The organism is Roseovarius tolerans, assembly GCF_028885395.1.
GTDB lineage: Bacteria > Pseudomonadota > Alphaproteobacteria > Rhodobacterales > Rhodobacteraceae > Roseovarius > Roseovarius tolerans.
The window spans coordinates 3,736,935-3,760,463 of sequence record NZ_CP118494.1 but is presented as its reverse complement, the minus strand read 5'-3'; the positions used below and the strand labels follow the sequence as shown (position 1 = coordinate 3,760,463).

Below are 23,529 nucleotides of genomic sequence, written 5' to 3'. Positions count from 1 at the left end.
AAATGGCTGCTTATGAATTCGAGACGCATGATTACGACGTCGTGGTCGTGGGGGCCGGCGGGGCCGGTTTGCGCGCGACGCTCGGCATGGCCGAACAGGGGCTGCGCACCGCCTGCGTGACCAAGGTGTTCCCGACCCGCTCGCACACCGTGGCCGCACAGGGCGGCATCGCGGCGAGCCTTGGCAACATGGGCCCCGATAGCTGGCAGTGGCATATGTATGACACGGTCAAGGGGTCGGACTGGCTGGGCGATACCGACGCGATGGAATATCTGGCGCGCGAGGCGCCCAAGGCGGTTTACGAGTTGGAGCATTATGGCGTGCCGTTCTCGCGCACTGAGGAAGGCAAGATTTATCAGCGTCCCTTTGGCGGGCATACCACTGAATTCGGTGAAGGCCCGCCGGTGCAGCGCACCTGCGCCGCCGCCGACCGGACCGGCCACGCGATCCTGCACACGCTTTATGGGCAGAGCCTGAAGGAAAAGGCCGAGTTCTACATCGAGTATTTCGCGATTGATCTGATCATGACCGATGGGGCCTGCACCGGTGTCGTCTGCTGGAAGCTGGACGATGGCACGATGCATGTCTTCAACGCCAAGATGGTGGTGCTGGCGACCGGCGGTTATGGCCGGGCGTATTTCTCGGCGACCTCTGCCCATACCTGCACCGGTGACGGCAATGGCATGGTGGCGCGCGCGGGTCTGCCGCTTCAGGATATGGAATTCGTGCAGTTCCACCCCACGGGCATTTTCGGCGCGGGTTGCCTGATTACCGAGGGCGCGCGCGGCGAGGGCGGGTACCTCACCAATTCCGAGGGCGAGCGGTTCATGGAACGCTATGCGCCCAACTACAAGGATCTGGCCCCGCGCGACTATGTCAGCCGCTGCATGACGATGGAAATCCGCGAGGGGCGCGGTGTGGGGTCGGGGGGCGATCATATCCACCTGAACCTGAGCCACCTGCCGCCCGAGGCGCTGAACCTGCGCCTGCCGGGGATTTCCGAGAGTGCCAAGATCTTTGCCGGGGTGGATGTCACCAAGGAGCCGATCCCGGTGCTGCCCACCGTGCATTACAACATGGGCGGCATTCCGGCGAATTACTGGGGTGAGGTGATCAACCCCACCAAGGATGATCCGCATGCCATCGTGCCCGGCCTGATGGCCGTGGGCGAGGCGGCCTGTGCCTCGGTGCATGGGGCGAACCGACTGGGCTCGAACTCGCTCATTGACCTTGTGGTGTTTGGTCGTGCGGCGGCCATTCGGGCGGGCAAGGTGGTGGATCCCGAGAGCGCGGTGCCCGCAACCAATGCGGCCGAGGTGGATCGTGCGCTTGATCGCTTTGACACACTGCGCCATGCGGATGGGGACGTGCCGACCGCCGATTTGCGGCTGGAGATGCAAAAGACGATGCAGGCGGATGCCGCCGTGTTCCGCACCTCCAAGACGCTGGCCGAAGGTGTCGAGAAGATGAAGGGTGTCGCAGCCAAGATGGCAGATATCAAGGTCACCGACCGCAGCCTGGTGTGGAACAGCGACCTGATGGAAACGCTGGAACTGACCAACCTGATGCCCTGCGCGCTGTCGACGATCTTTGGCGCCGAGGCGCGGCATGAAAGCCGGGGCGCGCATGCGCATGAGGATTTCAGCACCCGCGACGATGAGAACTGGCGCGTGCACACGATTGCGCGGATCGGCGAGACGGATGTCGATCTGAGCTATCGCCCGATCATCGAGGACCCGATCACGCCCGAGGACAAGGGCGGTATCAGCCTCAAGAAGATTGCCCCGAAGGAAAGGACATTCTGATGCGGATTTTTACGAACGGAGTGATCCCCGCCCTTATCGGTCTCGGCCTGAGCGTTGCGAGCGCCCCGGCCGCGTTTGCCGATCCCAACCGGTATATCCCGGTGCGCGATCAGCGCGCGGCGATTCTGGATTGCCGCTACGAGATGGGGCTGCGCGGGGCCGCACGCTTTGCCGCCGAATGGCCGGAAGTGCCGCCCGGCGGGCAGACCATATCGTGGATCGTGCCGGGGCCGAACCTGAGCCCGGCGCAGACCGACCGGATCAATGAATGCGCCGACAAGCGGCTGGGCCGCAACCCGACGCCGCGCTTTGCCTCGGGTCAGCCGCGGAGGGTCGAGCGTCGCTACAGCCGGTGCCCGAAGCACGCCGCGATCTTTGTTCGCGGTTCGGGTTATTGCATCAAGGGCAATTGAAACGATGATCCATCGCGCGTTTCTATGTCTTGCCATGGTCGCCCTCGGGGCCTGTGAGGCGACCAATCAGGTGGCGGACAACATCGCGCGTGAGCGGGCCAAGAGCGTGGTCAACACGGTCGTGTCAGAGCGGTTTCCGGGTGTGAATGCCGCGCCTGTCACCGATTGCATCATCGACGCGGCCTCGGCCCGCGAGATTGTCCGGATCGCCGGAGCGAGTGTCACCGGGGTGACCCCCGAAGTGGCGCAAGAGGTTGTCGGCATCGCACAGCGTCCCGAGGCCGTGCAATGCATCGCCGCAAATAGCCTGACCCTGCTGGGCGGCTGAAAGGAGTAGAAAATGGTTCAACTCACACTCCCCAAGAATTCACGCATGGTGGCGGGAAAGACCTGGCCCAAGCCCGAGTCGGGCGGCACGATGCGCAAGTTCACGATCTATCGCTGGAACCCGGATGACGGGCAGAACCCGCGGGTTGATACCTATTTCGTCGATCTCGACGATTGCGGGCCGATGGTTCTGGATGCGCTGATCTACATCAAGAGCAAGATCGACCCGACGCTGACCTTTCGCCGGTCCTGCCGCGAGGGGATCTGTGGCTCCTGTGCGATGAATATCGACGGGATCAACACGCTCGCGTGCATCTACGGGATGGACGAGGTCAAGGGCGACGTGAAGATCTACCCGCTGCCGCATATGCCGGTGGTCAAGGATCTCATTCCCGACCTCACGCATTTCTACGCGCAGCATGAGAGCATCATGCCGTGGCTGGAGACCAAGACCAACCGGCCCGCGAAGGAATGGAAGCAGTCGATCGAGGATCGCGAAAAGCTCGACGGGCTTTACGAATGCGTGATGTGCGCCTGCTGTTCGACATCCTGCCCGTCCTATTGGTGGAACGGCGACAAGTATCTGGGGCCGGCGGCATTGCTGCATGCCTATCGCTGGATCATCGACAGCCGCGACGAGGCGACGGGCGAGCGGCTGGATGATCTGGAAGATCCGTTCAAGCTCTATCGGTGCCACACCATCATGAACTGCACCAAGACCTGCCCCAAGGGGTTGAACCCCGCCAAGGCGATTGCCGAGATCAAGAAGATGATGGTCGAACGGCACGTGTGAGGCCGGGATAGTGGCGCATCATGGCTGATCTCTGGTCCGCGCTGCTCCTGACGCTGATGCCGGGGGCGGCGATGCCCATCGGGGCGGCGTTCGCCCTGTCTGCCACCTGCCGCAAGCTGCCGCATGAGGTGACGCATGGCATCATGGCCTTTGGCGGTGGGGCGCTGTTGGCCGCGATTGCGCTGGTGCTGGTCCCGCATGGCCGGGAGGACCTGACGGCACCCGTTGCGCTGCTGGCCTTTGTCGGTGGCGGGGGCACGTTCTATGTCATCGACCGCAGGCTGGAGGCCGGGGGTGGGCGCGGTGCGCAGCTTCTGGCCATGCTGCTGGATTATCTGCCCGAGGCGATGGCGATCGGGGCCTTGCTGGCGGCGCAGAAGGAGCGTGCCTTTCTGCTGGCCGGTCTGATCTTTCTGCAAAACCTGCCCGAAGGCTTTGCCGCGTTTCGCGAGATCGTGCGGGATGGCGCGGTTTCTGGTGGCAAGATCGTCCTGCTCTTTGCCAGCCTTGCCCTGCTTGGCCCGGCCTGTGCCGCCATCGGGTTCACGTTTCTGGCTGAGATGCCGGAGGTTCTGGGCTTCATCATGCTGTTTGCGGCGGGCGGTATCCTCTACCTGATCTTTCAGGACGTGGCACCCGAGTCGCATGAGGTGCAGGCGTGGTCGCCCGCGTTGGGTGCGGTTCTGGGGTTCAGTCTTGGCCTTTGGGGGGAACTGATGATCGGGTGACATGCAATTCCTGCATGGCCAGACTGCGGGATTGAGGGTTTTCGCTGCAGCGCAGAGGATTATCTTTGTCCTGTCCGAAAAATGGAGAAAAGCAATGGCTTATCCGGTCGAGAAACCAGCAACCCCGGTCCCCGCCCTGCCCGATTGGGTCGAGGCCTATTACACCCCCGAGGCCCCCGCGAACCAACCCGAGGCCCCGACGCTGAGCGTGCTGGAGCAGATGTACGCTTATTATGACGGCTGAGTCCGCCCGCTCACATCAATGTGCCCTCTGCCCGTTGGGGCGGGGGGTTTTCTTTTGGGCTGCGCTTCGGGAGGATCGCGCGCACCAGAGGAGACATGGATCATGCCGCTATTGCCGAGCCTGCGAGACCCCGCGCATCTGATGGACCTGAGCGCGCGCTTCAACGTGATGAACCGGATCATCGAGGGCTGAGCCGCATGATCGTTGTCGTCGGGCTGATTGTTGCCTTTGTCCTCGTGCTGATCTTTTCCAACCGCGCGACGCGGGCGTGCCGGTGGCGGGAATACCGGGTGAGCGGGTGCGATCTGCGGCGGCGCTGGCATTGCGTGACTTGCGGGGCGGAGGTCTTTACATCCGACGGGACCGCGCCGAAGGTCTGTCATGCCCCCGGTCGCAAGAGGACGTGACACCATGAGCCAAGCCCCCGCCGATGCCGCCGCCCGCCGCGCCGTGGCGCCCGTGATCTGCTATCCCAATGACACGCTGCCGGTGCCCGATCTGGCGCTCTATGCGGCGGCGCGCGAGGGGGCGGAGAAGATCGCCGAAGTGGTGGTGCTGCCGCGTGAGGCGGCCTGTTTTCGCGTGGGGGCGGGTGAGTTTTTCCGGATCAGCAGCGTTGAGGGGCCGCAGGTGGGTGATCTCAACCTGTGGAACGCGGATGACCTGACGGAGCGGTTCTATTCCGGCAAGACGCGGGCGCTGCATGGCACCCATGTGACGCGGGGCGAGCGGCTGTGGTCGTCGTTCCCGCATCTGCGCGCCATGGCGACGATCGTCGCGGATACGCTGGAGTGGTATGGAATCGACGACTTCGGAGGCTCGGTGCATGACGTGATCGGCACGCGTTGCGATCCCTATACGGGCAATCTGCTGTCGGGGGTGCAGTATCACCATTGCTGCCATTCCAACCTGACGCGCGCGGTGGCGGAGGAGTTAGGGGTGTCGCTGACCGAGGCGGAGGGGCATGTGCATGACGTGCTCAACGTCTTCATGTGCACCGGCTTTACCCGCGATACCGGGCAGTATTTCATGAAGGCGAGCCCGGTGCGGCCCGGGGATTACCTGGAGTTCTTTGCCGAGATCGACCTATTGGGGGCGTTGAGTGCCTGCCCGGGCGGGGATTGTTCGGCGGAGCATACGAGCGATTCCGCCGCCTGCTATCCATTGATGGTCGAGGTCTTTCGGCCCGTGGCGGGGGCGTTGCGCGGCTGGCAGAGCCCGGCGCGCAACGGGTATGATCGCAGTCATGGGCGGTGATGGGGTGGGAATGGTCTTATGCTGCCGTTGACGGTTTCGAGATGAGCCGCGCGGTGCCCGACCGCCGGGTGGGCGCAGCAACCTCGGTGGACCGCACTTTATGCCCGCCAAGCACTCCCGCGTTTTCAATGGCTTGATACGTTGCAAAAGCGCCCGCCCGAGGGGGCGGTCGGGCGCTGCGCGGCGGTGCCTACGGCACCTTGATTCCGCGCATTGGGGCTGAACCTAAACGGCAGCAACAGGCCATACGCACCCCTTTCTAGAACGGCTTGCGCCAGGCGAGGGCGAAGCTCCAGTCGGTTTCGGACTGCACGCCGTTGAGGTCCTGATGGATCGGCAGACCGAGTTCAAAGCCGATCAGGTGGCCTTTCAGCGGCCCCTTGCGGGGTGTGATGTCGGCCCCGGCATAGAGCGTCACGTAGCGCCCGCCGTAATTCTGCGGATCGGCCCCGAGTGACGGCCCCATGATCTGCGGATCGCGCCCGTGAATGTGATCGGCATAGCGATATTCGAGCCGACCCGAGTAGCTGATCCACGGCGCGGCGCGGTAGCTGAGCCAGCCGGTGAGTGCCGCCTCATGGCCCCGCCGATACCCGGCGTGATTGCGGTCGAGCCGCAGGATGCCGCGCAGCTGCCCGCCCCAGTTCATCGCACCACGCCCGCTCTCCCATGTCAGGCTGGGATGCAGATCGTAGGTGCCCGAGCCAAGCTGCATCGAATAGGCGAGCCGCATGGTGGGGGTGGTGCCCATCGGGCTGAGCATCTGGCCGCTTTCGGTGATCGAGCCGGTGGGCAAGCTGAGCCCGAGGCCGAGCGCGGCGCGGCTACGCCCGGCCTTGTGCAGCGACCAGAGCGCGCCGAGACGGAGATCGCCCAGACCCTCTGAGCTAGCGGTGCTCTGGCCGAGGACCGTGGTGCCGGTGGGACCGGCATAGGTGCGCATGGTCATGGATTTGCGGATATAGGGCAGCATGCCCATCAGCGTGAGGCGGTTGCTGACGCCGTACATCGCGCCCAGCATGTGCATCTGGCCGGTCATCTCGACTGGGGCCATGCGGATCGTTGGGGGCTGGCCGGGCATGCCTGCAAAGGCATTGGGCACCGTCGTGACCAGCGTCGCGGCATCGAGGTCATCGGTGCCGGAGCGGATGCCCGACATCGACATCGCCCCCAGCCGGTAGGTCAGAACCACGCGGCCCTCGGGCAGTTGGTGGCGGCCCGGAAGGCCGACGGGGCCGTGATGGTGCATGTGATGCTGGCCCCGGGGCATCTTGCCGCCGGTCTGCATGGTCATTGGTGGCATGGTCTGGGCGGCGGCCATGGTGGCCAGCAGCACGGCGCAGGCGAGAGCCGCGCCAAGGGTTCGTTTGAGCATTGTGTCGTCCTTTGAGAACGGGCGCGCAGGGGCGGCCCGGTGATCTGTCGTGATGGTGTCAGGGTCAGATCAGGCGATCGGGGGCGCGCGGGGCTGATGGGCGGGTGCCGTGGGCCGCGTCACGCGGGCGGGGTGGGCTGGCCGGACTGTCCGCGCAACCAGCCGCCGGCTGGGCGCCGGAACGCTGAGATCGGGCAGGTCAAGTGCGGCGGTGATCCCGAAGGCGGGGCAGGGATCGTGGGCGGTGCCCTCGCCCGGGTCCGCCGGGCTGTCGCCGCCGATGGGGATATAGATGATGTCCGATCCGGTGCAGATCGCCATCATGCCGGGGCCGGGGGCATTGCCCGCCATGACCATCGGCAGGGCCATCACGCGCAGGGCAAGCACCAGCGCCAGAAGCACCGCGATGCCGCCGCGCGCCCAGATTGTCGAGATTTTGGGAATGGTCCGCATACCTGCCCGTCACTTGTTCGGGTCGGTTATATGCATGATCACGATTTTGTGAAGTCGAAGCCCGCCGCGTGGTCCACTTTGCCGCAGGGCGGGTCCGCGCGAGGGCAAGCCACGCGCGGACCTGACATCAGAATGCGTATTGCCAGCCGAGCGAGGCAATCCAGTCGGTTTCCATCTGCGGGCCGTTGAGGTCCTGATAGATCGGTACGCCAATCTCGGCGGCGAGGCGATGGCCGCGCAGCGCACCGCGCTGCGAGACGAGGTTCACCCCGGCAAAGAGGGTGATGGTGTCACCGCCGTAATTGTCCGGGTCGGCGGTCTGCACCGGGCCCGCGATCTGCGAATCGCGGCCGCTGATATCGCCGACGGTCTTGGCCTCGATTCGGCCCGAGAGGCTGATCCAGGGCTTGGGCTGGATGCTGGCCCAGCCGGTCAGCCGCGCCTCGTGGCCCAAACGGTAGCCTTCGTTCCTGCCGGTGCGGATCACGCCGGAGAGTTGCGCGCCCCAGGCGGTATCGCCCGACCGGGCGCTATAGGTGATGCCCGGCAGCAGGTCATAGGTGCCCGATCCGATCTGCATCGCATAAGGCAGGCGGATGTTGGGGCGTGCGCCATTGGGGGCGAGGATCGTGCCGCGCTCGGAGGTGGAGCCGGTGGGCAGGCTGACCCCGAAGTTCAGATGCCACTTGTGGGTGCCGCGCTCGGCGAGGCCGATCAGGGCTGACACCTTGAGATCGCCCCAGCCCTCGGACGAGGTGCGAAAGCCGCCCAGCACATTGGTGCCCGCGCCGCCCTGAAAGGTGATGTGGTCCATCTTCTTCTCGATATAGGGCAGCATCGCCATCAGGGTGATGCGGTCATTGGGGGCGTACATCGCGCCGAACATGTGCATCTGCATCTGCATTTCGGTGGGCACGATGCGCAGCGTGGGCGGCTGGCCCGGCGCGCCGAAGAAGCGGTTGGGCACGGTGGTTGCGATGGTGGTGGGGCTGACATTGTCGTCACCGATGAGATTGCCCTGCATGTCCATGTGCATGAAGCGATAGGACAGCATCACCTCGCCGGTCTTGTGGCGGTGTTCGCCCATCACGCCAATCGGGGCGTGACCGTCGGCGCGCAGCGGCGGCAGGTCGGTCGCGCTGACGCGCAGCCCATCTTCGGGTGCTGGTGGCGCGTCTTCATGCGCCGTTGCGGGCAGTGTCGAAAGGCAAAGCGATAGGGCTGCGCAGAATGCACCTGCGCGCAGGAAAGCCTGTGTCATGGTCTTGGTCTCTTTGTGTTGGGGTCCGTCACCGGGCGCGCGGGGCTATGTGAGTGGCCCGGCTGGCACCTGCGGAATTCCTAGTGAAAATGGATTGGGTGATCTTGCCGTAAGGGGCTGGCATGGGCCGTTCGGGCCGATCATCCCGGGTCTCGATTGTGTCCGTCTGCCCGCTGGAGAGGGCGTCGCGGTCGAGAACCTGAATGGGGAAAGCCCCGCACCGGATGTCCCGCTGGAGATGCATGCCGCCCCTGTGTGGGGGAACGGATGCACGGGGTGGGCCCGTCAGGCGCGCATGCCAGTTATCCCTGGGCAGGCAGGGGCGGCGCGCGCGGGCTGTAGGCCGCGCAGCGGGTCTGCGCGGCGGCGCAGGGCACGTCAGTGCGCGCCGCAATGTAGGAAAAGGCCATGATCCGCGCCGCCGGGTCGACCGAAAGATCGGTCAGCGCGGCGGGCGATTTGAAGAACGGGCAGGGCGTGCTGAGATGCGGGCCGTCGTGATCATGCGCGGCCTCGGTCGGGTTGGGCTGCGCCGGATACTCCTCGACGAGGCACAACTCTCCTCCGAGGTGCTGTGCCTCGATGCGCAGCGCCTCTTGCGCGCGCTCGGCGGCGCGGGCGGCATCGGCCAGCTCGTGCTGGCAGTCGACGGCGGCGGCGGTGGCGACGCGCACGCTGAGCAGCACGATCAGAAGGGCCGGTGCGACACCGACCTTTCGCAAGCCTGCCATGAGTGCGCGTATGCTCAACACATCGAAATCTCCGGGCCGGAATGGCCGGACTGGTCCAAAATCAAGCGCGGGAGCGAGTAATGAAGGAACCGCGCATCAAAAGGTTAGCCAGCGATGCAAATTTCGTCAAGCCTGCGCGGCACGTGCCTAACCCTTTTGGCGTTGCCGCCAGAGGGTAAACAGCCCCGCCCCCACGATCAGCGCCGCGCCAAGCGCCACGTTGAGGCGGATGGTCTCGGAAAACACAAGGATGCCGAGGGTGCTGGCGAAGACCAGTTGCAGATAGGCGAAGGGCTGCACCGCGCTCGCCTCGGCGACCTCGTAGCATTTGATCAGCGTGTAATGCCCCGCCGCCCCGGTGATGCAGAGCGCGCCCATCCAGACCCAGTCGGGGCCGGTCATCGGTTCCCAGAACCACGCGCCGACCGCCGTCATCGCGACCGAGCCCACCGTGCCGGTCCAGAAGAACGAGGTGGCCGCCGTGTCGCGCCGGGCGACATAGCGGGTGAGCAGGCCGTAGAGCGCGAACATCAGCGCCGCGATGAAAGGGATGATGGCGGCGGGCTGGAACACGCCGAAGCCGGGCTCGAGGATGATGGTCACACCGACGAAGCCGACGGCGATGGCGGCCCATCTGCGCCAGCCCACGCTTTCGCCCAGAACCGGCCCGGAAAGGGCGGCGATCAGCAGCGGGTAGCAGGCAAAGACCGCGTGGCTCTCGACCAGACCGAGGAGGGTGAAGCCGTAGATCATCACGCAGATCTCGGCCACCAGAAGCACGGCGCGAAAGCCCTGCATCAGGGGCTGGGTGGTGGCGGAGGCGGCGCGCAGGCCGCCCGCCTTGCGCGCGGCGATGGTCATCACGAAGGCGGCGAAGAACCAGTAGCGGATCATCACCACCATGAAGACGTTGTATTCGCCTGCCAGATGCCGCGAGATGCCATCCTGCACCGCGAAGATGAAGGTGGTCAGCACCATCAGCCAGATGCCGAGCCGGGTATTCTGGAGTGTCATGCCTCGCCTTTCGCCGCCACGGTCATGTGCCGTTTGCGGCCATATCCTGCCTGACGGGTAACAGAAAACCCCGCCGCCTCAAGCCCCCGGCGCACGAAACCCGCCGCCGTGTAGGTCGCCGCCGTGCCGCCCGGTGCCGTGTGGCGGGCGACTTCGGCCATCAGGTCGGGCTGCCAGAGTTCGGGGTTTTTGGCGGGGGAAAAGCCGTCGAGAAACCACGCATCCGCCGTGCCGGGCCAAGGGTTTAGCGTGTCGCGGGCATCGCCGGTGATCAGCGTGAACTGCAGGTCCGGCAGGGCGATCTCTTGCGCGCATCCCTGCCAATGGGGGGCAAGCTCGGCTGCGACCGGTGCAAGCTCCGCAAAGCGGCCTTGCGCGCGGCGCATGTCGGAGGGCGGCATCGGGAAGGCCTCGAAGGTGGTGAAGTGCAGTCGTCCGGCGATCCCTGCCGCGCGCCATGCCGCCAGCGTCGCCAGCAGGTTGAGCCCGGTGCCGAAGCCCAGTTCGGCGATATGAAAGCCGTCGCGGAACCGGGCGGGCAGGCCGTTGCCTGCAAGAAAGACATGGCGGGTTTCGGCAAGGCCGTTTTCGAGGCTGAAATAGGGATCGTCGAAGCGGGTCGAGACCGGCACATCGCCGTCACGCCAGGCAAGCTCAGCGGGATGGTCCTGCATGCGGCGATCCTCTAGAACGGGGGCGAATGCGCGCGACCATGGCGCGCGGCAAGGGGATTGGCAATGGTCGATATCACGGTCAGGGGTGCGGGTATTTTCGGGCTGTCGGTGGCCTGGGCCTGCGCGCGGCGGGGGGCGCGGGTGCAGGTGGTCGACCCGTTCGGCCCCGGTGCCGGGGCCTCGGGCGGTGTGGTCGGCGCATTGGCCCCGCATGTGCCGGAAAACTGGAACGACAAGAAGGCGTTTCAGTTCGAGAGCCTGATCATGGCCGGGCCGTTCTGGGCCGAGGTGGCGGAGGCCGGGGGCGTCTCGCCGGGTTATGCGCGGCTGGGCCGGGTGCAGCCGGTGATGGACGCGGCCGGGCTGGCGCTGGCCCGCGCGCGCGAGGCCAGCGCGGCCACGCTCTGGCAGGGGCAGGCAGCGTGGCACGTGGAGCCTGTGCAGGGCGCGTGGTGCCCGCAGAGCCCCACCGGGTATGTGATCCGCGATACGCTGAGCGCGCGGCTGCATCCGCGCCGGGCCTGTGCGGCGCTGGTGGCGGCGCTGCGCGCGCGCGGCTGCGAGGTGCTGCGCGAGGGGCCGGATGCGGGCCGGGTGCTCTGGGCAACGGGCGTCGCGGGGCTGGAGGCGTTGAACGTGGGTCATCCCCGGCAGGTGGGCAACGGGGTCAAGGGGCAGGGTGCGGTGCTGGATTTCGACGCACGTGACTTGCCGCAGCTTTTCGCCGATGCGGTGCATGTCGTGCCGCATGAGGACAGGACCACGGCAGTCGGCTCGACCTCGGAGCGCGACTATGACGACGCCACGAGCACCGACGCACAACTGGACGCGGTGATCGCGCGGGCCTGCGCGGCGGTGCCTGCACTCAGCGGCGCGCGGGTGCTGGAGCGCTGGGCCGGGGTGCGGCCGCGAACACGCTCTCGCGCGCCGATGCTGGGGGCACATCCGCTGCACGCGGGGGCGTTCATCGCCAATGGCGGGTTCAAGATCGGGTTCGGCATGGCCCCCAAACTGGGCGAGGTGATGGCCGACCTGATGCTCGACGGGGTGGATCGCATCCCCGAGGGGTTTCGTCCGGAGGCGTCACTGTGAGCGGGGGGAAGGCCCTAATTTTTAACCAATATGCGGTACATGACCACGCAAACCGAATGGGAAATGTAAGCGGCGAACCCTCTCAGAATTGAGTTGAAACGTCAGGGGGTGACTTATGCCCAGCTTGTTGAAAAGCTGGCGGACATTGGAATCAGTGAGAAAGAGGTGAACGTTGCGAGTAAACTACCCAGAGGGAAGTTTAGCGCAGCGTTTATGTTGGCATGTCTGACCGTGATAGGGGTGCAAGATTCAAGGTTGTAACGGCACTTGCCGCAGCGATCATTGCTTTGCTGATGACAATAGGTTTCTTTGACTCAGGGCGGCAATATGGCGAAGCCATAGCCAAAAAGTCTGCCAATTCCCAAACCTATTCCACCAACGCCGAGCAAGAGATACGCAGCACCTGTCTCAGGCTTGACGGAACCGCCCAAGCGGAATGCATACGTCGCGTAGTAGAAACCGCAAACGAGCACCAACGCGCTGAGAAAGACCTTGTAGCCCAAACTGAAATGGCGCTTTGGGCGTTCTGGATGCTGATAGTAACGGCTCTTATGGCTGCTATTACTGCTGTCGGTGTTTTCTATGTTTGGCGCACTTTGCTGGCCACTCAGGATATGGCGCGTGAGACTACCCGCATTGGTGAGGCGCAGGTCAAAGCTTACCTTTCTGTAGAAAGCGTGAAAGGTATTTTGCATACCGTCGAAAAGGACCCCTTCATAGAGATTTTGATTACTGTGAAAAACAGCGGGCAATCTCCCGCCTTGGACGTAAAAGTGGGTGTAGATGGAAAGGTTTTCGCGCGTCACAATCATAAAGATGGGTTTGGGGACATTCCGAGTAACGCCACTTCGGAAAGAAGATTGTTGCGAAGCCTTAATGCCCCACTTGTAGTTGATAGGCTTGGTAGGGTGAATTTCATGATTGATGTAAACGTTTTCTTTGAAGACGTTTTTTCTACAGGCTACAATAGCAACAAAATCTGTAACTCCCAAGCACCATGTTGAAACGCGAGAAACAGGGTGAGGATCTTCTCATCCGGTTTGTCGCGCGACACCCCTCCGATAATGAAGTGCAGGGTGCCTGCCGTCAGAGCCGGGCGATGATCTGAGATGGTGACAGGGTCAGGGTTTCCAGAATATTGAGCCCGTGTTTTCTGGCCGTTGAGATGACGGACCTGATGTCGGCGAATACCTGTGCACCCTCGAGTGTGCGGAAGGTGCCCGAGATTTTCATGCGCAGCTTCATCATGCGCAGGTCCTGTTCGGCCTGATTGTTGGTGAAGGGGACTGCGAAGTCGGCGATGAACCGCAAGACGTCATCGCGGTAGTCACGCAGACGGACGAGCAGGTTGTGGCCTGGTCGCCTGGCTTTTCGGCCGCGGGTGCCGGGGCTTCTGGCCAGCGGGGGCTGACATTCGTGGAAAGCGAGCCCCTTGGCGAGGATCGCCATGTATCTGGTGACGATACCCTGGCGAACCGGTTCCGGGAGTTCGGTCTCGCCTCGGTGCTGAGCCTCGCACCTGAGCTGATTGGCGCGGTTGAGCACCGCGCTCATCTCTGTCGCCCACGGCTCCTTGTCGATCTCTTCGATGGCCCTGAGTTCGCGCAAGTGATGCGCCCCGCAGAGGGCGTGGGCGTCCACCCCGCTCATATGGGCGTAGTAGGGTTTCCAGTGATCATGAACGATCGTCCCGCCGTTCAGGAAGGTTGGAACAGCACCGCGCTTGGCGCTGATGCGGTAATGCGTGAAGGCGGGATCGCAGATCGAGTGCAGCCAGTGCAGCTTGCCGGCGACCCGAAGTCCGGTCTCGTCCAGATGCCGAACGTCGCCTTCAGTGAGCCGGGCAAGAATGTGCTCGACCACGCCACCCAAGGTATGCGCCGCGCTGTTCACCCAGTTGGTCACGCTGGCCGCGCACAGGCTGGTGGCCCCAAACAGGTCGCGCAGGAGTTGGCAGACCCGATCCTCGGGTATCAGCTGCCCAACATTGCAATAGACCGCCGCCGCCCGCATGCGCGTGCCGTATTGCACATGAGCGTTCACGCCATCGGGAAAGCCAGCTGTCGTCATGGCTCGACAATGGCCGCAACAATAAACCGCCGCCTGATGCTCGGTGACCTCCAGTCGCGGCGCGGGCAAGTCGAACACCTGACGCCGCTCCATCCCCTTCGCCATCTCCGCCGTCAGGGCGCGTTGACACGCGCTGCAATGCGCCGCCTCATGCCGTTCCACGAAGTCGGGCGTTGGCGTCTGGCGCAGGGTGTTGCCCCGGTGGCCAACCTGGCCGCCGCTTTTCTTGCCGGACTTGCCACGCAGGCTGCGCGGTGCTGGCTTCTTCAGGCCATCACTCGAAGGGGGCTTGCTGCTATTGTTGCTGTTCTTGGCCAACTGCCGGCGCAGATCCGCATTCTCTTCCGCCATGGTCGCCAACGCGGCTTCAAGCTCAGCGATCCTGCGCAGAGCCGTGGCGAGGAGTTGTTCAAGGGTGGTAACCTGATCCATTCCACCACTGATTCAGAGAAATCAAAACGGCGCCACGGAATTCAGACCGGAACGAAAACTTCATGCGCCCAATGGCAATTTGGACTCACCCCAAAACTGACAACAACCTCCCACCTCAGGGGGGGTGCTTGGGAGTTACCAAAATCTCTGAATTTCTTGAAGGACGATTCAACTTTGAATGTGGAGCTAAGGCAGATTTCACGCCCGTTAATGTCACCATAGCCGAAGCAGTGTGGTAAAAATATTAAAATCAGAACCTTAATCATCGCTCAGCCCTCGGGCTGGCGCGTTTGATACACAAGGCCCTTGCAAGGGCCTTGTGCAAGCCGTTTTCAAACGGCTTGGCCAAGCGTTTTCGAAAACGCTTGGCGGGGCCATGGGCGGATCGTGTGAGGAGGGCGTATCGCGATGCAACCTGACCTGAGCGGCTTGGATCACCTGGTGCTGACGGTGTCGGATATCGAGGCAAGTCTCGCGTTTTACGTGGAGGTGCTGGGGATGCGGGCCGAGGCGTTTTGCCCGGCGGATGGCTCGCGGCGCTGGGCGCTGCGGTTCGGGCGGCAGAAGATCAACCTGCACCTCGCCGGGGCCGAGTTCGAGCCGAAGGCAGCGCGCGCGATGCCCGGCACGGCGGACCTGTGTTTCCTGAGCGATGTGCCGCTGGAGGAGTGGCTGGCGCACCTGTCCGTCTCCGGCCTGCGCGTCGAGGACGGGCCGGTGCCGCGCAGCGGGGCCACGGGACCGATCCGGTCGATCTACCTGCGCGATCCCGATGGCAACCTGATCGAGATTTCCAACCTGGTTGACTGAAACCGCCCCTCGCGCGTGGCGAGGGGCGGCTCAGGATCAGTGGACGACGGCGTCGGCGGGCGGGTCCTGGGTGGTGGTGCCCACCCGGTCGCCGATGATCAGCCCCTCGGCCCCGGCGGTGACCGGCACGGTCGCCCCGTCGAGAATATCGCCCGCAAGCAGCGCCTCGGCGAGCGGATCCTGCAGGGCGCGCTGGATCACCCGCTTCAAAGGCCGCGCGCCGAACACCGGATCATAGCCCGCATCGGCAAGCCATGTCTTGGCGGCATCGTCGAGTTGCAGCGCGATGTTGCGGCTGGCCAGACGCCGGAGCAGGCGGCGCAGCTGGATTTCGACGATCCCGTCCATATCCTCGCGGTTGAGACGGTCGAAGATGATCGTCTCGTCGAGGCGGTTGAGGAATTCGGGGCGGAAATGCGCCCGCACCGCATCCATCACGTCGCGCTTGGCATCCGCCGAATCCGACCCTTCGGGCAGCTGGCTGAGCGCCTGTGAGCCGAGGTTCGAGGTCAGCACGATCAGCGTCTGCTTGAAATCCACGGTGCGCCCGTGACCATCGGTCAGCACGCCGTCATCGAGCACCTGCAAGAGCACGTTGAACACGTCGGGATGCGCCTTTTCGACTTCGTCGAAGAGCACCACCTGATAGGGGCGGCGGCGCACGGCCTCGGTCAGGACACCGCCCTCGTCATAGCCGACATAGCCCGGAGGCGCGCCGATCAGCCGGGCGACGGAGTGTTTCTCCATGAATTCCGACATGTCGATGCGGACCATCGCGCTATCGTCGTCAAAGAGGAATTCCGCCACCGCCTTGGTCAGTTCGGTCTTGCCCACGCCGGTCGGCCCGAGAAAGAGGAAGGAGCCAAGTGGCCGGTTCTCGTCGTTGAGGCCCGCGCGGGCACGGCGCACGGCGTTGGCGACGGCCTTGACCGCCTTGTTCTGACCGATCACGCGGCGATGCAGGTTGTCTTCCATGCCCAAGAGTTTCTCGCGCTCGCCTTCGAGCATCTTGGCGGTCGGGATGCCGGTCCAGCGTTCCACGACCTGCGCGATCTGTTCGGGGCGCACGGCCTCTTCGACCATGACATCGTCATCGCCCTGTTGCTCGGCCTCACTCAGCTGCTTTTCAAGCTGCGGGATGACGCCATAGCTGAGCTCACCCGCCTTGGCGAGATTGCCCTCGCGCTTGGCGATGTCGAGTTCGGCGCGGGCACGATCAAGCTGTTCCTTGAGATCGCGGGCGCTGGCCAGCTTGTCACGCTCGGCCTGCCATTGCGCGGTCATCTCCGAGGATTTTTCCTGCAACTCGGCCAGTTCGCGTTCCAGCTTGGCCAGCCGGTCGCGGGAGGCGTCGTCGTCCTCTTTGCGCAGCGCCTCGCATTCGATCTGCTTTTGCAGGATGTCGCGGTCGAGCGCGTCCAATTCCTCGGGCTTGCTGTCCACTTCCATGCGCAGACGGGAGGCTGCCTCGTCCATCAGGTCGATGGCCTTGTCGGGCAGGAACCGGTCGGTGATGTAGCGGTGTGAGAGCGTCGCCGCCGCGACAAGCGCGCTGTCGGAGATGCGCACGCCGTGGTGCAACTCGTATTTCTCCTTGATGCCGCGCAGGATCGAGATCGTGTCCTCGACCGTCGGCTCTTCGACCACAAGCGGTTGGAATCGGCGGGCGAGCGCCGCGTCCTTTTCCACGTGCTTGCGGTATTCATCGAGCGTGGTCGCACCGATGCAATGCAACTCGCCGCGCGCCAGTGCGGGCTTGATCAGGTTGGCCGCGTCCATCGCGCCGTCGGTCTTGCCCGCACCCACCAACGTGTGCATCTCGTCGATGAAGAGGATGATTTCACCGGCGGCCTGCGTCACCTCGCCCAGCACGCCCTTGAGCCGTTCCTCGAAATCACCGCGATATTTCGCGCCCGCGATGAGCGCGCCCATGTCGAGCGACAGCAGGCGCTTGTTACGCAAGGATTCAGGCACGTCGCCATTGATGATACGCAGGGCGAGGCCCTCGGCGATGGCGGTTTTACCCACGCCCGGCTCACCGATCAGCACCGGGTTGTTCTTGGTCCGGCGGCTGAGCACCTGCATGGCGCGGCGGATCTCGTCGTCGCGGCCGATGATGGGGTCGATCTTGCCTTCGCGGGCGGCCTTGGTCAGGTCGTGCGCGTATTTTTCCAGCGCCTCATAGGTGTCCTCGGCGCTCGCCGTGTCGGCGGTGCGGCCCTTGCGGATATCATTGATCGCCTCGTTGATCTGTTGCGCGCTGATGCCACCGGCGTCGAGCGCGTCCTTGGCGGGGCTCTTCACGACGGCAAGCGCGGTCAGGATGCGTTCCACGGGCACGAAGCTGTCGCCGGCCTTTTGCGCCAGTTTCTCGGCTTCGGCCAGCACCTTGCCGGTCTGCTGGTCCATGTAGGTCTGGCCCGCGTCGCCCGAGACCTGCGGGATCTTGCCCAGTGCCAGATCGTTGGCCTGCGTCACCCGTGCGGGATCGCCGCCGCCGCGTTTGATCAGGTTGCTGGCCAGCCCCTCTGGATCGTCCAAGAGCGCCTTGAGCAGATGTTCGGGGGCGAGTTTCTGATGGCTTTCGCGCATCGCAACGGTCTGAGCGGCCTGGATGAACCCGCGCGACCGCTCCGTGAACTTGTTGAAGTCCATGGTCGTTCTCCTTTTCTCAAGCGTTCCCCCGGTGGCGCACCCTAATCTAGGCATGCAGCGGTCGGGGACCTTGAGTGATAAATGGGGAACGGCGTTGTGAGGTTCAAGGCAGGACATCGCCGGAATCGCGATCTGCGGGGTTTTCAGGCCGTAAGGTGCGATGAGCGAATTGTCGCGCCACGGGAGGATGGGACGAAAATTCACCCTGACGCGGGTGTCGCGACGGGGTACTCCTCGCCGGGAGTGGTACGAGTGACCGGGTGTGATGGCATGAAGATTTCGCGGATCGCGCTGTGCGATATGACACGGGCATTGCCAGCGGCTTCGTCCTACGCCAGCGCCGCAGCCCGATTGAAAAGGTGCGCCGCCCGGTGCAGAGCCAGCACGGCACGGCCAGAACGATGATGTGGATGCTGAAATCACTGGCAGTCTGACCGCGTTATCGGCGCAATGTCGCGCTCGACGCGCCGTGCCGATTTTTCACCTTTCCTGACAGAGGCGCCTCGCCTACGTATTCCGAAGTGAGTGACGGGATGTTTTGTATGCGTATTCTGGGTGTGAAGGTGGTGGACCGGACTCCAACGGGCGATGGCGGGCGGCAACGCGCGACGCTGCTATTTCAGACCGACACCGGTGGTATCAGCCTGAGTGCCACAGCGGAGGGTGCCGATACACTGCCTGAAAGCGATGTGGTCGATCAGTTGGTCCGCGATGGGCTGCGCCAGCTGAACCGCCTGCCCGAACATCGGCATGGCGACGCCCCCGTAATCCTGGCGCAGGATATCAAGGTTGAGGTGATCTGATCACCGGACCGCGACAACGCGCTTATCTGCGGGCCGCCACGCTCAGTAATTTTCAGGGCCCGCCTAAAGCGTTTCGCCGTCAACCTGAGACATCAGGTAAATGCGACACGCGCGCATTGATTTGCAGTTGCGCCGCATGTCGCAAAAACCTGCGTCTCCGGTTTTGCGCGAAACGCTCTAGGATTTGCGCCGCATGCGCCGCAGACCGCCCAACAGGGCCAGACCGGTTAACCCGAGCAGACCAGCGGCGGGCAACGGCACCGCCGGAACCTGCCGGATCGAGATCGTGGCACCGACGAAGGGGTCAGGGTCGTTCAGGATGCCGCTTGAGATCAGATACTGGTTTCCGTCAAACCCGGCGAAACCTGTGAGCTTTCCGGCAAAGTCCGACAAATCTTCAATAGCTTGGATCACGCCGTTCTCTGCGGCGCCCTCGGCGGTGTTGGCCCCGGCAAGATCGGCGGATCCGCCGGTTGCCGACGTGTCGTTGACCTCGGTGCCCGCGTCCCACATATCGGCCCTGGATATGGTGATCACCCGGTCGCCCTGGAAGATGCCCAGGTCGTCAAAGAGCGCGATGGCTTGCGGATCGTCATTGCCCATGAAGGTGTCGTTCGTGGGTGCCAGCATCGAAAAGTAGCTTAAAAACCTGTTCACCGCACCATCAACGTCGAACTGGGCGGTGACCGATTCACCCGGAACGAATACCGGCCGGGGCGGAAAGTCGGGCCCTAAAACGAAGAGTCTGTCCGAGTCGGGATCTGCTGCGACGCGTTCCGCATTGAGACCATTCGCGAAGCCGGTTTCGGCTATGGTTTCGAGACCGGGGCTGGCCGCAGCGCCCTCATCAAAGGCATCAAAGCTGCCATCGTGAAACGCCAGGTACATCGGCGAAAATGCAAACCCGCCCAAGGCTGCGGTATTTGTTACGGTGAATTCAAGTGTCGTGGCCTGGGCCATTGCGGCGCATGATATGGTCGCGCAAAATGAAATGGCGACCTGTCTTTTGAGTTTATTGAACATTTTATACACCTCAATTTAAAATTGAGTTGCCAAACAATAACGGCAACTCACAGAGGATGCGCTTCGGGGTGATTCACGCCAAATCAAGATTGCGTGATATGCGTGTTGTGTGGATGAGCCGGAGGCGGGGCCGTTCATTTGTACGATAGCCGGGTCTTACCTTGACGCCTGATCTGTGTCTCGGCACAAGGGCGCGACCGCTGAATGCAAGGACCTCGCTAATGCAAGATGACCGCCTGATCGTTGCCCTCGATGTGCCCAATGCGCTGGAGGGCTTGCAGCTAGCCGAAGTGCTGGGGCCGTCGGTGAGTTTCTACAAGATCGGGCTGGGCATGCTGACCGGGGGTGGTCTGGCGCTGGCCAACGAGCTTAGCCAGGAGCATGGCAAGCGGATTTTCCTCGACATGAAGCTGTTCGATATCGGGGCCACGATCGAGGCGGCGGTGCGCGGGCTGGCGCAGTTCGATCTGGATTTCCTGACCGTGCATGGCGACCCGCATGTGGTGCGCGCGGCCAAGGAGGGCGCGGCGGGCAAGCCACTGAAGATCTTGGCCGTGACGATCCTGACCTCGCTCGACCGGGCCGATCTCGATGCCGGGCTGATCAAGCCGGGCGATCTGCCTGATCTGGTGGCCGAGCGCGCAGGCCGCGCCTTCGAGGCCGGGGCCGACGGTGTGATTGCCAGCCCGCAGGAAGCCGCGATGATCCGCGCGCTGCCGCAGGCGACGGGGCGGCTGATCGTGACGCCGGGGGTGCGGCCCGTGGGCAGTGCCCTGGGCGATCAGAAGCGCGTGGCGACACCGGCGCAGGCGGTGGCGGACGGGGCCGATCATATCGTCGTGGGGCGGCCGGTCTGGGCGGCGGCGGACCCGCGCGCGGCGGCCGAGGCGATCCTGTCGGAGTTGCGCGGATGATCAGGCGGGGAGATTTTGGAGCGGGTAACGGGAATCGAACCCGTAACTGAAGCTTGGGAAGCTTTCGTGATACCTTTTCACCATACCCGCGTCTGAGCCGTGGAGATATGGCCTTGTGCGGGCGTGGTCAAGAGGGGAAAGCGGAGCGCGCGCGCGGCCTACTTGCGCCCCAGATACATCTGGTAGAGCCAGATCAGCAGCAGCGACCCCAGCACCGCGCCAATGAGCCCGCCCAACAGCCCCGTGACCATCAGCAGCACCCGGATCACCACCGCGCCGATGAGCGCGCCCGCGATGCCGATCATCACGGTTTGCACCACCCCGGCCTCGATCCGCATCAGCCGGGTCGCGAGGAACCCCGCCGCCGCCCCGATAATGATCAGGTAGACCACGCCCATGGCTTACCTCCGCTTGCGCCAATGGGTCGGCACGATGATAAGTGCGCCGACCGATGAGAGGATCGCGTCAATTCCGGGCGCGCCGAAGCGGATGCCGAACATGATGCGGATGAAGTAAAAGAGGAACGCGCCGCCGACGCAGATGATGATCGACGGGAGATAGCCGTTGCGGGTAAAGCCGCTTTTTTCGCTGGCATAGCCGACGATGCCCGCGATCACCACCGTGCCGAAAAGTTGCAGGAACATCGCGTTACTCCAATCGGCTGCCGCGCGGCCAAGCCATGCCGCGCAGGAACTCGGGCCCATCCTGCGCCGCGCGGCCCGCGCGTTGCAAGCGCAAAAGCCGCACCGCGCCTCGCCCGCAGGCGACCGTCGCCTCGGCGTCGAGCACCTCGCCGGGGGCGCCCTGCCCTTGGGCCACGCGCGAGGCCAGCAGTTTCACCCGCGCCTCGCCTGCCAGGCACCACGCGCCGGGAAAGGGCGAAAGGCCCCGGATGCGCCGGTCGACCTCTTGCGCGTCAAGGCTCCAGTCCACGCGCGCCTCGGCCTTGTCGATCTTGGCGGCATAGGTGACGCCTGTCTCGGGTTGCGGTTCGGGCTGCAAGCTGTCCAGCTGCGCCAACGCCTTGACGATCAGCCGCGCGCCCATGTCCGACAGTCTGTCATGCAACTGCCCGGTGGTCTCGGCCTCGCCGATCCGCGTTGCCTCGCGCATGAGGACTGGCCCGGTATCGAGCCCCGCCTCCATCTGCATGATGCAGATGCCGGCCTCGGCATCCCCGGCCATGATCGCGCGGTGAATGGGGGCGGCGCCGCGCCAGCGCGGCAGGAGGCTCGCGTGGATGTTGAGACAGCCCTTCGCGGGCGCATCGAGCACCGTCCGCGGCAGAATGAGGCCATAGGCCACGACCACCGCCACATCGGCTTTGTGCGCGGCGAAGGCCGCCTGTTCGTCGGCCCCTTTCAGGCTGACCGGGTGGCGGACCGGCAGGCCAAGCGTCTCGGCGCGCGCCTGCACCGGGCTGGGGCGGTCCCTTTTGCCGCGTCCCGCCGGGCGCGGCGGCTGGCAATAGACGGCGGCCACCTCGTGCCCCGCCTCGACCAGCGCATCGAGCACCGGCACGGAGAAGTCCGGCGTTCCCATGAAGATCACACGCATAGCAGCCCCTTCATCTTTCCCAAAATACTCATATCCAACCGTGCCAAGGACGATAGGCTCAGGCCAGTTTTCTTGCCTTCCGAAACAGCATGTCCCGTTTGACCCGGCCCAGCCGGTCGAAATACATCCGCCCCTGCAGATGGTCGATCTGGTGCTGCACGGATGTGGCCCAGAGCCCGACGAAATCGCGCTCCTCGACCTCGCCTGACGCATTCAGAAACCGCACCGTCACCGCGCGGGGCCGCTCGATCACCGCCGAGACGCCGGGCAGGCAGGGGCTGGCCTCCTGATGTTCGCGCAAATGCACGCTGGCGTGCAGGATTTCGGGATTGGCCATGCGCACGACCTGACCGCGCGCGTCGCTTGCATCGACCACCGCCAGCGCCTGCATCTCGCCAAGCTGCGTCGCCGCGAGCCCGACGCCCGGCATCGCCTCCATCACCGCGATCATCTCGTCCCAGATCGCGTGGGTCGCATCGGTGATCGCGCTCACCGGGGCGGCGGCAGTCCGCAGCCGCTTGTCGGGCCAGCGCAGGACCGGGCGCAGGCTCACGCGCGGGCCTGCTCGCGCTTGAGTTTCTGCATGCGCCGGGTGATCATCTGCCGCCGCATCGCGCCGAGATAGTCGATGAAGAGCTTGCCGTTGAGATGGTCGATCTCGTGCTGCACGCAGGTCGCCCAGAGGCCGTCGAAGGTCTCGGCCTGCGCGTTGCCGTCGCGGTCGATCCAGCGGACATCGACCAGTTTGGGCCGTGTCACGTCGGCATATTGATCGGGGATCGAGAGGCAGCCTTCCTCGTAGGTATTGGTCTCGTCTGAGCTGGCCACCACCTCGGGGTTGAACATCACCAGCGGGCGCGGCTCTTCACCCTCGTCCTTGACGCAGTCGAGCACGATCAGGCGGCGGGTTACCCCGACCTGCGGTGCGGCAAGGCCGATACCCGGCGCGTCATACATGGTTTCCAGCATGTCGTCGGCGAGGCGGCGCAGATCGTCGCTGAGATCGGGCACAGGCTCGCAGACCTTTTTCAGGCGCGGGTCGGGGTGGATGAGGATCGGGCGTTTCATGGCGCTTGATTTAGGGGATCGGCGCACGAT

At 64.3% G+C, this 23,529-nt stretch carries 29 protein-coding genes and 1 tRNA gene; 15 read left to right on the top strand and 15 right to left on the bottom strand.

The window, feature by feature from the left end:
* The first annotated feature begins 2 nt into the window (after positions 1 to 2).
* The 8 genes from sdhA (at position 3) to PVU19_RS18780 (ending at position 5,567) form a co-directional block, all read left to right on the top strand.
* A complete protein-coding gene (sdhA, locus tag PVU19_RS18815; RefSeq protein WP_050661412.1) occupies positions 3 to 1,805 on the top strand; it encodes a succinate dehydrogenase flavoprotein subunit in 1,803 nt (600 codons plus the stop codon).
* Positions 1,805 to 2,218, top strand: a complete 414-nt coding sequence (locus tag PVU19_RS18810) for a hypothetical protein (protein ID WP_050661413.1) — start codon at positions 1,805 to 1,807, stop codon at positions 2,216 to 2,218. Before sdhA ends, PVU19_RS18810 begins: the two co-directional genes overlap by 1 nt.
* A 4-nt stretch (positions 2,219 to 2,222) precedes the next feature.
* Entirely contained in the window at positions 2,223 to 2,546 is a 324-nt protein-coding gene (locus tag PVU19_RS18805; protein WP_050661414.1) for a hypothetical protein, read from the top strand.
* 12 nt (positions 2,547 to 2,558) lie between these two features.
* Positions 2,559 to 3,338: a succinate dehydrogenase iron-sulfur subunit gene (locus PVU19_RS18800; protein ID WP_050661415.1), complete on the top strand. Its 780-nt coding sequence runs from the start codon at positions 2,559 to 2,561 to the stop codon at positions 3,336 to 3,338.
* Between the two features lie 20 nt (positions 3,339 to 3,358).
* The gene (locus PVU19_RS18795) at positions 3,359 to 4,066 is read left to right on the top strand and encodes a ZIP family metal transporter (protein ID WP_050661416.1); all 708 of its coding nucleotides are present in this window, start codon (positions 3,359 to 3,361) and stop codon (positions 4,064 to 4,066) included.
* Between the two features lie 94 nt (positions 4,067 to 4,160).
* Positions 4,161 to 4,310 (top strand): hypothetical protein, encoded by a 150-nt coding sequence (locus tag PVU19_RS18790; protein WP_160316347.1) that lies wholly within the window; start codon positions 4,161 to 4,163, stop codon positions 4,308 to 4,310.
* Between the two features lie 197 nt (positions 4,311 to 4,507).
* Positions 4,508 to 4,717 (top strand): hypothetical protein, encoded by a 210-nt coding sequence (locus PVU19_RS18785; protein ID WP_050661418.1) that lies wholly within the window; start codon positions 4,508 to 4,510, stop codon positions 4,715 to 4,717.
* Positions 4,718 to 4,721: 4 nt separating this feature from the next.
* Positions 4,722 to 5,567: an urea carboxylase-associated family protein gene (locus PVU19_RS18780; RefSeq protein WP_050661419.1), complete on the top strand. Its 846-nt coding sequence runs from the start codon at positions 4,722 to 4,724 to the stop codon at positions 5,565 to 5,567.
* A 259-nt stretch (positions 5,568 to 5,826) separates the two neighbouring features.
* Here the strand turns inward: PVU19_RS18780 and PVU19_RS18775 are convergent, their stop codons facing one another.
* The 6 genes from PVU19_RS18775 to mnmC2 form a co-directional block, all read right to left on the bottom strand.
* Positions 5,827 to 6,942, bottom strand: a complete 1,116-nt coding sequence (locus PVU19_RS18775) for a transporter (protein WP_050661628.1) — start codon at positions 6,940 to 6,942, stop codon at positions 5,827 to 5,829.
* Positions 6,943 to 7,011: 69 nt separating this feature from the next.
* A complete protein-coding gene (locus PVU19_RS18770) occupies positions 7,012 to 7,395 on the bottom strand; it encodes a DUF2946 family protein (RefSeq protein WP_050661629.1) in 384 nt (127 codons plus the stop codon).
* A 127-nt stretch (positions 7,396 to 7,522) separates the two neighbouring features.
* Positions 7,523 to 8,656, bottom strand: a complete 1,134-nt coding sequence (locus PVU19_RS18765; protein WP_050661630.1) for a transporter family protein — start codon at positions 8,654 to 8,656, stop codon at positions 7,523 to 7,525.
* Positions 8,657 to 8,958: 302 nt separating this feature from the next.
* Complete coding sequence (locus PVU19_RS18760; RefSeq protein WP_050661632.1) at positions 8,959 to 9,387, bottom strand: hypothetical protein; 429 nt, start codon at positions 9,385 to 9,387, stop codon at positions 8,959 to 8,961.
* A 147-nt stretch (positions 9,388 to 9,534) separates the two neighbouring features.
* The gene (locus PVU19_RS18755) at positions 9,535 to 10,401 is read right to left on the bottom strand and encodes a DMT family transporter (RefSeq protein ID WP_050661633.1); all 867 of its coding nucleotides are present in this window, start codon (positions 10,399 to 10,401) and stop codon (positions 9,535 to 9,537) included.
* Positions 10,398 to 11,075: a tRNA (5-methylaminomethyl-2-thiouridine)(34)-methyltransferase MnmC2 gene (mnmC2, locus tag PVU19_RS18750; RefSeq protein WP_050661634.1), complete on the bottom strand. Its 678-nt coding sequence runs from the start codon at positions 11,073 to 11,075 to the stop codon at positions 10,398 to 10,400. Before mnmC2 ends, PVU19_RS18755 begins: the two co-directional genes overlap by 4 nt.
* 63 nt (positions 11,076 to 11,138) lie before the next feature.
* Here mnmC2 and PVU19_RS18745 point away from each other — a divergent pair, with 63 nt between their 5' ends.
* From PVU19_RS18745 to PVU19_RS18735, 3 genes are all read left to right on the top strand, one after another.
* Entirely contained in the window at positions 11,139 to 12,167 is a 1,029-nt protein-coding gene (locus PVU19_RS18745; protein WP_050661635.1) for an NAD(P)/FAD-dependent oxidoreductase, read from the top strand.
* Between the two features lie 108 nt (positions 12,168 to 12,275).
* A complete protein-coding gene (locus PVU19_RS18740; RefSeq protein ID WP_235575682.1) occupies positions 12,276 to 12,428 on the top strand; it encodes a DUF6471 domain-containing protein in 153 nt (50 codons plus the stop codon).
* Complete coding sequence (locus PVU19_RS18735) at positions 12,389 to 13,171, top strand: hypothetical protein (RefSeq protein WP_274789838.1); 783 nt, start codon at positions 12,389 to 12,391, stop codon at positions 13,169 to 13,171. The genes PVU19_RS18740 and PVU19_RS18735 overlap by 40 nt, the downstream gene beginning before the upstream one ends.
* A gap of 82 nt (positions 13,172 to 13,253) precedes the next feature.
* On the opposite strand, the gene tnpC is transcribed toward PVU19_RS18735, so the two are convergent.
* The gene (gene tnpC, locus PVU19_RS18730) at positions 13,254 to 14,669 is read right to left on the bottom strand and encodes an IS66 family transposase (RefSeq protein ID WP_274789805.1); all 1,416 of its coding nucleotides are present in this window, start codon (positions 14,667 to 14,669) and stop codon (positions 13,254 to 13,256) included.
* Between the two features lie 408 nt (positions 14,670 to 15,077).
* Here tnpC and PVU19_RS18725 point away from each other — a divergent pair, with 408 nt between their 5' ends.
* Positions 15,078 to 15,479, top strand: a complete 402-nt coding sequence (locus PVU19_RS18725) for a VOC family protein (protein WP_050661637.1) — start codon at positions 15,078 to 15,080, stop codon at positions 15,477 to 15,479.
* Positions 15,480 to 15,515: 36 nt separating this feature from the next.
* Here the strand turns inward: PVU19_RS18725 and clpB are convergent, their stop codons facing one another.
* Complete coding sequence (clpB, locus tag PVU19_RS18720; protein ID WP_050661638.1) at positions 15,516 to 18,134, bottom strand: ATP-dependent chaperone ClpB; 2,619 nt, start codon at positions 18,132 to 18,134, stop codon at positions 15,516 to 15,518.
* Positions 18,135 to 18,427: 293 nt separating this feature from the next.
* Between clpB and PVU19_RS18715 the strand changes: the two genes are divergently transcribed.
* On the top strand, positions 18,428 to 18,568 hold the full coding sequence (locus tag PVU19_RS18715; protein WP_160316350.1) for a hypothetical protein: 141 nt from the start codon (positions 18,428 to 18,430) through the stop codon (positions 18,566 to 18,568).
* A 108-nt stretch (positions 18,569 to 18,676) separates the two neighbouring features.
* A complete protein-coding gene (locus PVU19_RS18710) occupies positions 18,677 to 18,937 on the top strand; it encodes a hypothetical protein (protein ID WP_152911589.1) in 261 nt (86 codons plus the stop codon).
* 177 nt (positions 18,938 to 19,114) lie between these two features.
* Here the strand turns inward: PVU19_RS18710 and PVU19_RS18705 are convergent, their stop codons facing one another.
* On the bottom strand, positions 19,115 to 19,960 hold the full coding sequence (locus tag PVU19_RS18705) for a spondin domain-containing protein (RefSeq protein WP_152911590.1): 846 nt from the start codon (positions 19,958 to 19,960) through the stop codon (positions 19,115 to 19,117).
* 221 nt (positions 19,961 to 20,181) lie between these two features.
* On the opposite strand from PVU19_RS18705, the gene pyrF reads away from it, so the two are divergent.
* Positions 20,182 to 20,874: an orotidine-5'-phosphate decarboxylase gene (gene pyrF, locus PVU19_RS18700; RefSeq protein WP_050661641.1), complete on the top strand. Its 693-nt coding sequence runs from the start codon at positions 20,182 to 20,184 to the stop codon at positions 20,872 to 20,874.
* A 16-nt stretch (positions 20,875 to 20,890) separates the two neighbouring features.
* On the opposite strand, the gene PVU19_RS18695 is transcribed toward pyrF, so the two are convergent.
* From PVU19_RS18695 to def (PVU19_RS18670), 6 genes are all read right to left on the bottom strand, one after another.
* A tRNA-Gly gene (locus PVU19_RS18695) sits at positions 20,891 to 20,964 on the bottom strand.
* A 68-nt stretch (positions 20,965 to 21,032) separates the two neighbouring features.
* The gene (locus tag PVU19_RS18690; RefSeq protein ID WP_050661642.1) at positions 21,033 to 21,272 is read right to left on the bottom strand and encodes a hypothetical protein; all 240 of its coding nucleotides are present in this window, start codon (positions 21,270 to 21,272) and stop codon (positions 21,033 to 21,035) included.
* A gap of 3 nt (positions 21,273 to 21,275) precedes the next feature.
* Entirely contained in the window at positions 21,276 to 21,518 is a 243-nt protein-coding gene (locus tag PVU19_RS18685; protein WP_050661643.1) for a hypothetical protein, read from the bottom strand.
* A 4-nt stretch (positions 21,519 to 21,522) separates the two neighbouring features.
* On the bottom strand, positions 21,523 to 22,431 hold the full coding sequence (gene fmt / locus PVU19_RS18680; RefSeq protein ID WP_050661644.1) for a methionyl-tRNA formyltransferase: 909 nt from the start codon (positions 22,429 to 22,431) through the stop codon (positions 21,523 to 21,525).
* A 58-nt stretch (positions 22,432 to 22,489) separates the two neighbouring features.
* Complete coding sequence (gene def, locus PVU19_RS18675; protein WP_050661645.1) at positions 22,490 to 22,984, bottom strand: peptide deformylase; 495 nt, start codon at positions 22,982 to 22,984, stop codon at positions 22,490 to 22,492.
* A complete protein-coding gene (def, locus tag PVU19_RS18670) occupies positions 22,981 to 23,499 on the bottom strand; it encodes a peptide deformylase (RefSeq protein WP_050661646.1) in 519 nt (172 codons plus the stop codon). Before def (PVU19_RS18670) ends, def (PVU19_RS18675) begins: the two co-directional genes overlap by 4 nt.
* Positions 23,500 to 23,529 lie beyond the last annotated feature (30 nt).

Coding starts and splice junctions, on each gene's coding strand:
- PVU19_RS18785 (WP_050661418.1), top strand. CDS start 4,508: ATGATCGTTGTCGTCGGGCTGATTGTTGCCTTTGTCCTCGTGCTGATC.
- PVU19_RS18755 (WP_050661633.1), bottom strand. CDS start 10,401: ATGACACTCCAGAATACCCGGCTCGGCATCTGGCTGATGGTGCTGACC.
- PVU19_RS18790 (WP_160316347.1), top strand. CDS start 4,161: ATGGCTTATCCGGTCGAGAAACCAGCAACCCCGGTCCCCGCCCTGCCC.
- PVU19_RS18780 (WP_050661419.1), top strand. CDS start 4,722: ATGAGCCAAGCCCCCGCCGATGCCGCCGCCCGCCGCGCCGTGGCGCCC.
- PVU19_RS18725 (WP_050661637.1), top strand. CDS start 15,078: ATGCAACCTGACCTGAGCGGCTTGGATCACCTGGTGCTGACGGTGTCG.
- PVU19_RS18800 (WP_050661415.1), top strand. CDS start 2,559: ATGGTTCAACTCACACTCCCCAAGAATTCACGCATGGTGGCGGGAAAG.
- PVU19_RS18690 (WP_050661642.1), bottom strand. CDS start 21,272: ATGGGCGTGGTCTACCTGATCATTATCGGGGCGGCGGCGGGGTTCCTC.
- pyrF (WP_050661641.1), top strand. CDS start 20,182: ATGCAAGATGACCGCCTGATCGTTGCCCTCGATGTGCCCAATGCGCTG.
- def (WP_050661646.1), bottom strand. CDS start 23,499: ATGAAACGCCCGATCCTCATCCACCCCGACCCGCGCCTGAAAAAGGTC.
- PVU19_RS18795 (WP_050661416.1), top strand. CDS start 3,359: ATGGCTGATCTCTGGTCCGCGCTGCTCCTGACGCTGATGCCGGGGGCG.
- fmt (WP_050661644.1), bottom strand. CDS start 22,431: ATGCGTGTGATCTTCATGGGAACGCCGGACTTCTCCGTGCCGGTGCTC.
- PVU19_RS18705 (WP_152911590.1), bottom strand. CDS start 19,960: ATGTTCAATAAACTCAAAAGACAGGTCGCCATTTCATTTTGCGCGACC.
- PVU19_RS18765 (WP_050661630.1), bottom strand. CDS start 8,656: ATGACACAGGCTTTCCTGCGCGCAGGTGCATTCTGCGCAGCCCTATCG.
- PVU19_RS18735 (WP_274789838.1), top strand. CDS start 12,389: ATGTCTGACCGTGATAGGGGTGCAAGATTCAAGGTTGTAACGGCACTT.
- clpB (WP_050661638.1), bottom strand. CDS start 18,134: ATGGACTTCAACAAGTTCACGGAGCGGTCGCGCGGGTTCATCCAGGCC.
- PVU19_RS18685 (WP_050661643.1), bottom strand. CDS start 21,518: ATGTTCCTGCAACTTTTCGGCACGGTGGTGATCGCGGGCATCGTCGGC.
- PVU19_RS18810 (WP_050661413.1), top strand. CDS start 1,805: ATGCGGATTTTTACGAACGGAGTGATCCCCGCCCTTATCGGTCTCGGC.
- sdhA (WP_050661412.1), top strand. CDS start 3: ATGGCTGCTTATGAATTCGAGACGCATGATTACGACGTCGTGGTCGTG.
- PVU19_RS18760 (WP_050661632.1), bottom strand. CDS start 9,387: ATGGCAGGCTTGCGAAAGGTCGGTGTCGCACCGGCCCTTCTGATCGTG.
- tnpC (WP_274789805.1), bottom strand. CDS start 14,669: ATGGATCAGGTTACCACCCTTGAACAACTCCTCGCCACGGCTCTGCGC.
- PVU19_RS18775 (WP_050661628.1), bottom strand. CDS start 6,942: ATGCTCAAACGAACCCTTGGCGCGGCTCTCGCCTGCGCCGTGCTGCTG.
- PVU19_RS18770 (WP_050661629.1), bottom strand. CDS start 7,395: ATGCGGACCATTCCCAAAATCTCGACAATCTGGGCGCGCGGCGGCATC.
- PVU19_RS18805 (WP_050661414.1), top strand. CDS start 2,223: ATGATCCATCGCGCGTTTCTATGTCTTGCCATGGTCGCCCTCGGGGCC.
- mnmC2 (WP_050661634.1), bottom strand. CDS start 11,075: ATGCAGGACCATCCCGCTGAGCTTGCCTGGCGTGACGGCGATGTGCCG.
- PVU19_RS18745 (WP_050661635.1), top strand. CDS start 11,139: ATGGTCGATATCACGGTCAGGGGTGCGGGTATTTTCGGGCTGTCGGTG.
- PVU19_RS18710 (WP_152911589.1), top strand. CDS start 18,677: ATGCGTATTCTGGGTGTGAAGGTGGTGGACCGGACTCCAACGGGCGAT.